The sequence below is a fragment of the Vibrio sp. 05-20-BW147 genome (assembly GCF_013369385.1).
GTDB classification, from domain to species: domain Bacteria; phylum Pseudomonadota; class Gammaproteobacteria; order Enterobacterales; family Vibrionaceae; genus Vibrio; species Vibrio floridensis.
The window spans coordinates 299,624-311,233 of the sequence record NZ_SZTO01000001.1 but is presented as its reverse complement, the minus strand read 5'-3'; the positions used below and the strand labels follow the sequence as shown (position 1 = coordinate 311,233).

Annotated in this window: 9 protein-coding genes and 1 riboswitch; of the genes, 6 read left to right on the top strand and 3 right to left on the bottom strand. The window is 43.4% G+C overall.

The features are described 5' to 3' along the window. A partial coding sequence (locus FC652_RS01370; RefSeq protein ID WP_176297191.1) for a phosphate ABC transporter substrate-binding protein occupies positions 1-681 on the top strand: 681 nt, incomplete at its 5' end. Between the two features lie 121 nt (positions 682-802). Here FC652_RS01370 and FC652_RS01365 read toward each other — a convergent pair. Further along, the gene (locus tag FC652_RS01365; RefSeq protein WP_176297190.1) at positions 803-1,480 is read right to left on the bottom strand and encodes a MaoC family dehydratase; all 678 of its coding nucleotides are present in this window, start codon (positions 1,478-1,480) and stop codon (positions 803-805) included. Between the two features lie 437 nt (positions 1,481-1,917). Here FC652_RS01365 and FC652_RS01360 point away from each other — a divergent pair, with 437 nt between their 5' ends. Next, positions 1,918-2,637 (top strand): IclR family transcriptional regulator, encoded by a 720-nt coding sequence (locus FC652_RS01360; RefSeq protein WP_176297189.1) that lies wholly within the window; start codon positions 1,918-1,920, stop codon positions 2,635-2,637. A 6-nt stretch (positions 2,638-2,643) separates the two neighbouring features. Then, a complete protein-coding gene (locus tag FC652_RS01355) occupies positions 2,644-3,480 on the top strand; it encodes an arginase family protein (RefSeq protein WP_176297188.1) in 837 nt (278 codons plus the stop codon). A 134-nt stretch (positions 3,481-3,614) separates the two neighbouring features. On the opposite strand, the gene FC652_RS01350 is transcribed toward FC652_RS01355, so the two are convergent. Next, entirely contained in the window at positions 3,615-4,187 is a 573-nt protein-coding gene (locus FC652_RS01350; protein ID WP_176297187.1) for a hypothetical protein, read from the bottom strand. Between the two features lie 182 nt (positions 4,188-4,369). On the opposite strand from FC652_RS01350, the gene FC652_RS01345 reads away from it, so the two are divergent. Together FC652_RS01345 and FC652_RS01340 are read left to right on the top strand one after the other, a co-directional pair. Further along, a complete protein-coding gene (locus FC652_RS01345; RefSeq protein ID WP_176297186.1) occupies positions 4,370-5,893 on the top strand; it encodes a DUF3612 domain-containing protein in 1,524 nt (507 codons plus the stop codon). A gap of 441 nt (positions 5,894-6,334) precedes the next feature. After that, on the top strand, positions 6,335-8,329 hold the full coding sequence (locus tag FC652_RS01340; protein ID WP_176297185.1) for a methyl-accepting chemotaxis protein: 1,995 nt from the start codon (positions 6,335-6,337) through the stop codon (positions 8,327-8,329). A 395-nt stretch (positions 8,330-8,724) separates the two neighbouring features. On the opposite strand, the gene FC652_RS01335 is transcribed toward FC652_RS01340, so the two are convergent. After that, positions 8,725-9,462 carry a chromosome partitioning protein ParA gene (locus FC652_RS01335; RefSeq protein WP_176297184.1) on the bottom strand — a complete coding sequence of 246 codons (738 nt, stop codon included), beginning with the start codon at positions 9,460-9,462 and terminating at the stop codon, positions 8,725-8,727. Positions 9,463-9,978: 516 nt separating this feature from the next. Next, a riboswitch (glycine riboswitch) is annotated at positions 9,979-10,078 on the top strand. Between the two features lie 140 nt (positions 10,079-10,218). Here FC652_RS01335 and FC652_RS01330 point away from each other — a divergent pair. Next, positions 10,219-11,595 carry a sodium:alanine symporter family protein gene (locus FC652_RS01330; protein ID WP_176297183.1) on the top strand — a complete coding sequence of 459 codons (1,377 nt, stop codon included), beginning with the start codon at positions 10,219-10,221 and terminating at the stop codon, positions 11,593-11,595. The last annotated feature ends 15 nt before the right edge of the window (positions 11,596-11,610 follow it).

Below are 11,610 nucleotides of genomic sequence, written 5' to 3'. Positions count from 1 at the left end.
AACACTTTTATCGCGGTCCAAGGCATTGGTTCAACTGCTGGTATTACCATGGTGAACCGAGGTGTGGTTGAGTTAGGGATGAGCTCTCGCTACTTGACTGAAAGCGAAAAAGGGGAAGACCTTAATGTCGAACTGATTGCCTACGACGGATTAGCGGTCGTCGTAAATAGAACCAACAATACGAGCAATTTATCGCAAGAACAGTTATACAACATATACAAGGGCAATATCACCAACTGGAAACAAGTCGGTGGTGAAGACAAGCCCATTGCCGTGGTGACTCGCGAGAGCTCTTCAGGTACGCGATACAGTTTCGAGAGCTTACTAGGCTTAACTCGCATCATCAACGACCGCTTAGTCTCTGACATTAATCCGAGTAACCTCGTCGTTAACAGTAATAGCATGGTCAAAACCATCATCAATCACAATCAACACGCAATCGGGTTTGTTTCTATGGGCTCAGTTGATGGTTCGGTCAAAGCCATTAGTGTCGACGGTGTAATTCCCATCGCCGAAAACATTCACAACCACTCGTACTTGTTTTCTCGACCTTTTCTGATCTTCTACAAAATTGGCAACATCGGTGAAGAGTCAAAAGCATTTGTGAACTTTGTCAAATCTACACAAGGTCAAAAGATCATCGAGAGCTTTGGTTACATTTCGGTAACCGCAAAAAAATAATGGAAGCGCAGCAATTTGAAGTAGATATAATCTTGAAGAATACCGTGTTACTTTAGTTTCGAACATTAAAAATAAAGAAGTGCGCTCAAAGCGCACTTCTAACATCGTGACGATTTTTGCACTAAAAATGCAACTGGATAACGGAAACAACGACAGCTGCTGGTCGCCTTACCCCTTCAATCTCAACCTTAATTTCACGTTCTACTTCAAGCCCTTTTTTTATCGGGGTCACTTTGATCAGCTTGCTTGAAGCTCTTACGTTATTCCCCGCTTTCACAGGGTAAGGAAAACGAACTTGATTCAAGCCAATGTTCACCACCATTTTTGCGCTTGGGAAAAGGCTATTTTCTGGATTAACGGAGTCTGTCAACTTGGGCAATAACGCCAACGTCAAAAATCCATGTGCAACGGTTGTTTTAAATGGTGATTCTTTTGCCGCACGCTCTGGATCAGTGTGAATCCATTGCATATCTTCTGTTACCATACCAAATTGGTTGATACGCTCTTGATCGATATGCAGCCAACTCCCTACATGAATCACTTCACCAATCTTTTCGCTTAGTTCTTGGTAAACAAGTGCCGCTTCTGGCTGCAATACAATAGGCTCGATGGGCGTAACTTCTTCATTCACCGCTGGTTGGTGATGATCTTTTACTTTCGAGAAAAGAAAACTTCCTTGCGCCTTTCCTAAAAAGTCACTCCAATACTCACGTAAAGTTGGAGACATCCAATTAATCAACTCAGCATGATGCGCAGAAAATGCGTCGACTTTGTCTTTAAATAGATTCGTGACTTTCATAAAAACCTTGGTTCATATTATCTCTACTGGATATACCAGTGAATTTTGAATCACTTCACATTACCTTGCAAATACTTTCGGGCGAACAACTGTTATCTCAAAGTGCATTTTGTTATTAAAAACAACAAAATAACAATAAAACACTATTTTATTGCATTACTAAGCCTAGAGCCAAAACTCTAGTGGAACGTGTTTTTCCAACAGCCAGAGTTATACAAAAAAGCACGACTTCAACTAAGATATGCGTTTCATAAGATACACAAATATTAGAAACCCATTTGGTTGCACGACCATTTTCTCTCCCCATGGTCTTGTATCATGCGCAATTTCTTATTTAGTGAGAAAAATGGTATTTTTTTTGACTTCATTTCCCAGATGATAAGAATTATATTTGTGCTATAAGACCGTTCGGGATAAAAATATTTGGAAAAAGTTAGATGAATGCCAATCAAGTCAATGAGAAAACCTTACAACTGCTGATGCAGGTAGCGGTAAACGACGAGCCCGTTTCTGCCAAAACCTTAAGTGAACAGCTTGCTGTTCCGCTCAGCAGCTTGTATCGCCACCTCAAGCTTTTGAAAGAGTGGAACTTAATTGAAGAAAGTGCTCACGAGAAAACCTTCATCGTTGGACCAGCAGCGCTTCTACTGATGCATAGTTACCAAAATTCGCAACACAATCTGGAATCGGTAGAAGCGATCCTAGCACGTTTACAACATCAAACGGGTGAGCTCGCTGCATATATGGTTCCCGTTGGGTATAGAGCATTGTGCGTTCGTCAAAAAGAAAGTATGCAGGCGCTACGTTGTAGCTACGTCCAGGGTCAAAGTCAACCTCTACTGCGTGGCGCCTCATCCAAAGTTATGCTGGCTTTTATGCCACCAGAGCGTTGTGAACGAATTTTACGCTATTTTGGTCAAGACCACCGGCTAGCAACTTGGCAAGACGAACTGGCAAATATACGTACCAACGGTTACGCAATCAGCACATCGGAAATTGACCCAGGCGTTTCTGGAATTAGCGCGCCGGTCATGAAAGGAAGTAAGTTGATTGGCGCAGTTTCTGTTATGGCTCCGGCACATCGAGTAGAAACAGACAAACAACGCATCATTTTACACGTTTTGCAGGCAGCAAGAGCGCTTCCACCTGAAAGGTAATCAATAATGCTAAGCTTATTCAAACGCCACCGTTTGGCTCCTGCCAACGCATATCAAGCACCTATGTTTTACTTTATGTCGGTTTGCCAATACGTAAAACCGATGTCAGTGCTAGAGTTTGAAACTGCGCAGCAAATTTTATCCAATGCTTCAGACTGGTTGTACCAGCAGCAGTCTGCAGCACCGCTTACTGAAGCCAACCATTTTGTGTTAGATGGCCACACGAATAGTGCATTCCAACGAGCTTTGAACCACTCTTTGGCACTCGGCCTGATTCCAACCGTGTTCGCCAACGGGCATGAAATGTTGCTGAATAGCCTACCAACGTTGGCGCAAGACAACACTAGCGTTGGCGTTGTTCACATCGGACATAGCTTTGAGCTTAAACAAACTCTTGATCTTCAAGTAGGCAGTGCTTTCCACTTTCTCTTGTCCCGTTACCCACAGGCAAAACTATTTTGTATTGGCATCGATACTGAGCAAGTGAGTACACAAACGTTAGATTACGCCGAAGATCTTGGCTGTGATTGGGTTGGCTGGGATGAATGTGGATTTTTAAGTCGAAACCAACTTAAAGCTCAGTTAAGCGGATTTATTCAACACTGCGATCAAATTGTTATCAATGTTGATCTTGCTTCTTTGGTTCCAGGAAATGGTTTAGAAACACATAAACTGATAGACAGTCAAATCGTTTTAAGAGTACTACGTCAAATCGTTGTATCTAAAAAAATATGTTCGATCCAACTTGTTGGCTCTACAGATAAGATCATCTATTCCCGACAAACCAAAGAGATCATTGATGAGTTAATTGGTTTATCTCCATTTTTAGAACAATTGCCATAAAACAGCATTAGATTGCTTTGCTCTAAGCCACAGGAATACCTGTGGCTTATTATGTTGCTTAATGACCTACTCAATAGTCTCATTCGTATAAGTTGAATGTATTTTCACGTCAACATTAACCAATAGAAGCAGCATTAAATGCTATAGCAGTAGCGAAGTACATAATCATCACCACTTTTCGCGGTGTACTCTTTATCTTCACTGCTTGCCATTGGCTTACCATTCACATCGCCTTTCACTAGACTGATCCAATGACGCATTGCTGTTGGTGCATCGCCAGTTAATTCAGGGCTAAAGGTCGTGCGCGTTTCCAATTGAATATCATCGATATCAACAAGTTCTACACTTCCTGTGCCTTTGTGGCAACCCAGCATCACTTCAATGTGGCTGCCTGATTCATCGCGGAGCAAGATAGAGCAAGGATCTTCTTTCTCACCCGTGAAAGCGACAAAATGTTTGGGTGCTTGAAGGCCACTGTGAGAACCATCTGCAAAATATGCCATTAGGTGACGATAATCGATCACGTAGCTGGTGACGTCTTGATGCGAGCCAGATTCTAGCGGAAACATTCTGTCGAGAAGCTGTTTCGCTTTTTGTTGTTTTTCATCTTGCTGATTAGAATTTACCGCTTCGACGGCAAATACGGCTTCAGCGATAAATGGGCGTTGTTGTTGGTTTTCATTTTTATCGAATGTCAGCATATTCATCGTCTTGTCCTCTTGGATAACACACAACAATTTTGTTTTAGAGCACATACTTCAAACTTACGTTTTCGTTGCAAGCAAATTTGTGAAGTTGAAGGTTCTTTTCCTTGCTCTCTTAGTATGTAGACTAGCGAATTTTTTACTACAATTTCACAACAAAAATTTTACAGTGTGAATTTTACAAAATGTCTGTGTCAAAAAGCTTGATTCGCCAATCGCATTTTCTGGGAACAAAGATTAGAAACTTGCGGAAAAATAACCATTTAACGATGGAAGACCTCTCTGCGCGTTGTATTCGAATTAACCCTGAATACGCGCCATCCGTTTCTTATCTTTCTATGATCGAGCGAGGAAAACGCGTTCCAAGCATCGATATGTTGGAAGTCATTGCGGAGGTATTTCAAAAGGACCCCGCTTGGTTTTTGGATGATGAGCCTGAGCTCGAGGCGATTACCCCCAACAAAGGTAGTCGCGGCGGCCTTAACGGGATGGCCCTCGAACCGAGTTTTCTTTTCTCTAACGACATTTTACAAATCGCAATACCAGAAATGCTGTCACAAACCGGCATTACTGGACGTCAATTCGCGCATTTGCTGATTCGTGCACATCAAGAAGCGAATCAGAACCACTTTCCAGATCTTGAACGCGCAGCAGAAGAAGTGGGGAAAAAGCGTCTGAACCTTTCGGTTGAAGACTTAATCGATATCGCAAAAAGCCTGGGCCTCGATATTCGTTGGATTAACCGGACACCCAAAGATGTGGTGGACGAACTGGGAGTCAACGCCAAACAGCTAGTGACATCGTTCATGGAAGCGCCGGGAACCATCTACCTCAATAACATGATGCGTGACTATCCTACCCGTCTCAAATACGATCTCGCGGTGTATATCGGCCACCGAATTTTGCACAGTAGCGACAACGTCAAGAATGTACTCTCGATTGGTCATCAAAATAACTGGGATCAAGTTGACGATTTTAGCCCAACTTCTGATCTCAACTCACAAGATATTTTGCAAGCCTGGCGAGATTTTGAATCGAGCTTTTTTGCTGGTGCATTACTTTGCCCTAAAGTGCCATTTCGACAGTTGCTTGATCGTTCTGGCTATGAGATCGATGTCCATCAAAAAGCAGGGGTTTCTCCTTCAGTAGCGATGAGAAGAATGACCGTCGTGTCCCCTTATCCACATTGGCACTACTTCGATGCCTACGGACCGGGCAAGTTAAAAGCGGTTTACCGGGGCAATGGTATCCCTCTTCCTTGGGGTAACATGCGTACCGTGAACGACCCATGCCAGCACTGGGCCGTTTTTCGTCGCTTGTCTGAACCAAGAAATGGTAGTTCTGCGCAATTGTCTATCCTAAACGTTGGCAACGAGCCAAGACTCTACTGCTGTGAATCCATTAACGTCATGGATCCTGCGGGCAACAACCGAGTGTTGTGTGCCGGCATCGACCTTAACCCTGCTATTAACGCCCAAGGTGGCGATGCACTCGAGATTGCGGAAGAACTGAAACGCCTTTGTGTCAAACAAGGCGGAAGTGCTGAAATTCCTTTCCACATGCGAAAAGACCTCAAGACCATCGCAAAAATATTGAACATCAAATGGATTGAACGAGGAATCGAAGCCCCTGCTCGTCTCATCTGTTCTCGTGGTGCTGTCTGTCCAAGACAGCCAAGCTGTTATGCCAAATGTTCTGAAGAGGAATAAAAAAAGGCCAAACACAATCAGGTGTTTGGCCGTATATATGTGTGAACAAGTCTTTATTCACTAACAACGTCAGTTGGCTAGGTGACCCTCGGCTTAATTAGGGTCACCTTAACTAAAGCAGAATACGTGCCAAGTTTAATGTGGGCATAAAATCACAAACTCCTTATCAAATTGGCGTATTTATACACACAAAATTGCATATTGCATTTTCAAAATGCAAACACTCAATCATTATGCTATCAATCTCATTATCAGTAACTACTAGTTCATTCCATTCATCTTTTAATCGTTTGATATCAAACCCATTAATTTTTGTGTGATTTAAACAACGTTAATTTCAATTACCAGCCATCACTCTCCAAACTTGGTTCTATACTTGTTTAGTGATTATTAATATAAAAACGCCACTCGTTACATAAGAAAGTGGCTTAGAGAGGTTATATGCATTCGCTTTTACGTCGGTTCCAACTCTACATTATCGTGAGTGTGGTTGCTGGAGTTCCACTACTCGTGTCTATTTTCCTTTCAGGAAACACCATCTTGGATCTCAATCGACAAGCCAAAATGTCCGAAGTCGACAGAGAAGCTATTCAACTGGTGATATTGTTTGATAATTTAGCGCATAATCTAGCTGTTGAAAGGGGCCTCACTGCTGGTGTTTTGGGCAGTAAAGGCAATGCAGAACAAGTGTCTGCACTGCAGCTGCAAAGAGGAAAAGCAGATCAAGCTATTGATGCTCTGCGCAGTTTCAAATCTGAGCAATTGGACAACGCTTTTGTCAGCACCCTGATCAGTGATATCTCACAGCAACTGAGCCAATTAAGCAGCGTGCGGTCAGGAGTTGATAAGTTGACTCCAACTATAGCCCCATTCGGCTATTACTCTAATCTCAACCAACTTGCCATAGACAATAGCCGCCTCATGCTTTCTCAGGTGGAGAACCACGAGTTGGGTGCTTTGGGTGAATCCCTCGTATCAATCATTATTATGAAAGAGAGAGCCGGACAGGTACGCGGGGCTCTGAATGGCGTGTTTGCTCGTGGCCAAGCAACACCCGTCGTCTATGCCAATATTCAAAGCTATATTGGCTCTGGCGATTACGCTCGACGTAGCGCTTTACTCGAGTTACCCAATCAGTTCAAACAGCTATTGCAAAACCAAGAACGAAATCAGATTTGGCAGCAAGTAGAAAGCATTCAAAAAAGCTTTCTATCTCAGGCTCAACAGCTTGATGCCATCAATGGCCCAACGTCGCAGGAGTGGTTTAAGTTAGCGACAGAGCGAATCACTTTGATCAATCAAGTACGCAATGCGCTGCAAGCAGAGATGAACGCTGTTTCAGAGCATAAGGCCGAAAGTGCAACAACCACACGCAATATTCTAACAGTGGCTGCCGCGATTCTATCAACGTTGTTTGCTTGGATTGTAATTGCCACCGTCAGCAGCCTTCGTAACCGAGTGGGTCACCTTACTGAAAAGTTATCTGATATGGCAAAAAGCTGCGACCTTTCGGTCGATTTGGATCAAACTGGTCGAGACGAGATCGCTTCAATTGCCGCTAGTGTCAATAAACTCAATCACGCTATTCGACATTTGATTAAAGATGTAAAAAATACCAACGATCACAGTACAGAAAGACTCAACCAAATTATCGCCACCTCTGGTGACCTTGATAACAGCGGTCAAGAAACTATCGCCAAGTGTGACAACATCGCTACAGCCATGACGGAGCTTTCTCAGTCTAGCGTTGAAATTGCCCATTCTGCCGAGCGGGCGACTGAAGACACCGACAGCATGAATCAACAAGTGTTAGAGTGTCAGAACCAGAGTTCTTCTTCCTTCAATTCCGTTAAAAGCTTGCTTGCTCAAATCGATGCGACTCAAAACTGCATGCACGAGTTAGAGAGTGATACTCAAAGTATTGGTCAAATTGTCGCGACCATCAACGCCGTCTCCGAACAAACCAATTTGCTGGCGCTCAATGCAGCCATTGAGGCGGCACGTGCAGGCGAACACGGTCGAGGGTTCGCGGTGGTCTCTTCTGAAGTTCGAGATCTTGCTCAACGTAGCCAAGAAGCGACAGAAAGTATCAGTAAGTTACTCGATAAGATTCGTGACAATACGAAGCTCGCTGTCGACAACATGGCAAAGAGCAAACAAGCCAGTGACGAGACTTTCCATTCCGTTGATGTGGTAAAACAGAGTGTAGAGAAGCTTGAGAATGCCATAGAACAAGTCAATCAACATATTAGTAGTATTGCGAATGCAACGATTGAACAATCGAAAGCGAGCGAAGCCATTGATAAAGACGTTGATGTTTTAGCAGATATCGCTCATCGAACAGGTAGCCATGCCAACAACCTCAACGACATCGTCAATGGATATCAAAAAGAAGTATCTCGCGTTCAAGGCAAGTTGAATGAATTTACGTTGTGAAACCAAAGCTCCCCCCGATTGGGGGGTAGAAAACATTTACAACAATAATTAATATCAACCTAAACATTCACTGTTTTTAATCGTAGATGGCTAAAAATAGCTGGAAATTGAGCAAGGATAGCTCTTTAGAAGAACCTAAGTTTCACTCTATCTTAGGGTCTGCTCTCGGTGGCTCAGGCACAGAGCCACTTCATTTTTTCTACGGTCAAAAAGAATTTCCGCACCTTCGCATTGCTGCCTCATCTGTGTTTACAGATATGTAAGTAGCCAACCCATAAAAATAACACCGTCTCTGGCTAGCGGATAAAACAAAACCCAGCATATTCGCTGGGCTTTGTTTTATCAGGAGGCACGCGTTCTTTTCTTGATTAAGTATGCATGCAGTTACTTCGTTACTACAGGCCAAGATCTTGAGTAATAGAGCGAATTTGCTTCAAGTCCATTTTGTAAACTTCAATCAGTTGATCTATCTGGCTCAAACGCGAAGAGGCTTCGTCCTGCTTATCACACGCATCTGATTTCGCATCCCAAGAGGTGCCAGCCAAATAAATTTCGCACTCTTTTTTTAACTTCTCAAGCGTAGGAACCAAGATTTCACGCTCTTTCTCCAACTTCTCGAGATCTTGGCTAATCTCCATTTCACGTCGGAAAATATCACGAGAACGTTCAAAAACGTTGGCTTGCATGTCCGCCTGACGGTTGAGCTTGTCATTTTCTTGTTGGGCAGAATCAATTTGCGCTTGCTGAGTTTTTAGTTGCCCTTCTAACGCAATATTTAACTTTTCCATCTCGGTCAGTTGATTGTGTAGTTTGTTAAGCTCTGCTTGGTGCTCTTTTTGACGCAGAGCGAGTTCAGATTCAAGTTTATTGTCCAACTCTTTGTCAAGCTGGGCTTCACGAGACTGTAAATTGACTGCCAACTTACTGTTGTCAGACACCGACGCTTTGTACTGCGTTTCTAACTGCTGATAGTTATCTTCCCAACGCTTGGCAGTAAAGTGGGATCCCAACAAACCACCAAACGCCATACCAAGAACAGCCGAGATTGCAATGTAAACGATTGTTTTGTTATCGCGCTCTTCAATGACAACCACGTCATCTTGATCTTCATGATGGTTATTCGACGATGTCACTAGATGTTACTCCAATCTGAACTGTGTTACTTAATCAACTCACTCGCGACTAATAGAATTGTGTAGACGGCAAATATCCCCAGCACCGTGATAACAATCCCTTTTTGAATTTTTTCGTTAGTCCGATATCTCAGCAAAAAGTAAGCCAATAAAACTAGAACGAAAATCGCAATCAGTCTTACCATTCTTTTTCCCTATAGAACAAAACCAATTATACAAGCCATTGCATTGTACTCTAATTTTCTCGATGAAAACGTCAAAATCAGGTAGTTTTTTAAGAGTTCGAACAATAAACGTTCAAACGATTTTTTTGTAGATGACATCACAGAAGTTATTGGTTAGGATTCGCCTACAGATTGCCCTAATCATTTAGGCAATTGTTCCGATGAAGGCTACAGGAGAGTGGTCATTAACTAAATATTAACATTTAGTTAATCATACCCGCCGAAGAAGTAAATCTTTCAGGTGCATTATTCTTTTTGATTATATTGATAGGAATAAGCGAGGACTGTAGTTGGAGGAACCTCTGGAGAGAACCGTTAAATCGGTCGCCGAAGGAGCAAGCCCTGCCCATGTGCAAGGTGAAACTCTCAGGCAAAAGGACAGAGGAGTGGAAAGTTACACCCCAACATTCACTTTATTCTTTGGTGGCTTGAGCGATTCAGCCGCAAGCTTTTGTTATGTTGGATTATTATAGATCCTTGATCTTTTACCTTTCCCTCTTCTCCTTATTAGTTGTTTTATTAAGGGGAAATCATGAACGACCTTCAATCTTTACTACAAACCATCGACAGTTTTGTCTGGGGACCACCATTGCTCATTTTATTGGTGGGAACAGGCGTTTATTTTACTTTCAGCCTCGGCTTGATTCAGTTCAAACATTTGCCAACCGCTCTGGCCATGGTCTTTTCCAAAGAGAGTCCCACCCAGCAACAAGGCGATGTTTCGAGTTTTGCTGCACTGTGCACCGCCCTTTCCGCCACCATTGGCACAGGTAATATTGTTGGTGTGGCAACAGCGATTAAGTTGGGTGGGCCTGGTGCGCTATTTTGGATGTGGCTTGCCGCGTTGTTTGGTATGGCAACCAAGTACGCTGAATGCTTGCTGGCGGTTAAATATCGCAAAGTGGACGATAAAGGCCAAATGGTAGGTGGCCCGATGTACTACCTTCAATACGGTGTCGGCTCTAAAGCATTGGCGATCATGTTTGCTATATTTGCGCTAGGAGTTGCCTGTTTCGGTATTGGTACTTTCCCGCAAGTGAATGCGATTTTAGATGCAAGCGAGATCTCGTTGGGTGTGTCTCGTGAAGTTTCCGCTTCCATATTAACGCTGCTTGTTGCCTTTGTTACCTTAGGGGGTATCAAGTCCATTGCAAGCGTTGCTGGTAAAGTGGTTCCTGCTATGGCTATTTTCTACGTAATGGCTTGTTTAAGCGTCATTATTATGAATGCAGACCAACTGCTTAACGCGATTGAACTGGTACTAGTTTCAGCCTTTACTTCAATGGCTGCTACAGGTGGTTTCCTTGGGGCAAGCATCATGCTAGCAATTCAATCCGGCATAGCGCGTGGCGTATTTTCCAATGAATCAGGCCTAGGCAGCGCCCCCATGGCGGCTGCGGCCGCGAAAACAGATTCTTGCGTCAAACAAGGTTTGATCTCAATGACGGGTACGTTTTTCGATACCATCGTGATTTGTACCATGACTGGCTTAGCGCTCATTCTAACCGGCGCATGGCAAAGTGACTTTGCCGGTGCAGCCATGACAACCCACGCATTTGCTGTTGGCCTTAACGCTGAAACTTTTGGCCCTATGCTCGTTTCTATTGGCCTGATGTTTTTCGCTTTCACAACCATCTTAGGTTGGAACTATTACGGTGAGCGCTGTGTGGTTTTCCTCTTAGGAACCAAAGCCGTACTCCCGTACAAAATCATATTCCTTGTACTCGTCGCTTCTGGTGCATTTATGCAACTGGATATGATTTGGATTCTTGCGGATATCGTCAATGGTTTGATGGCCATTCCGAACTTAATTGGTTTGATCGCTCTTCGCCATGTGGTGATTGAAGAGACTAAGCAGTTCTTCAACACTTCAGTCAACGAATACAAACCATCGCGACAAACGATCTAAGCTCTGTGAAAAAAG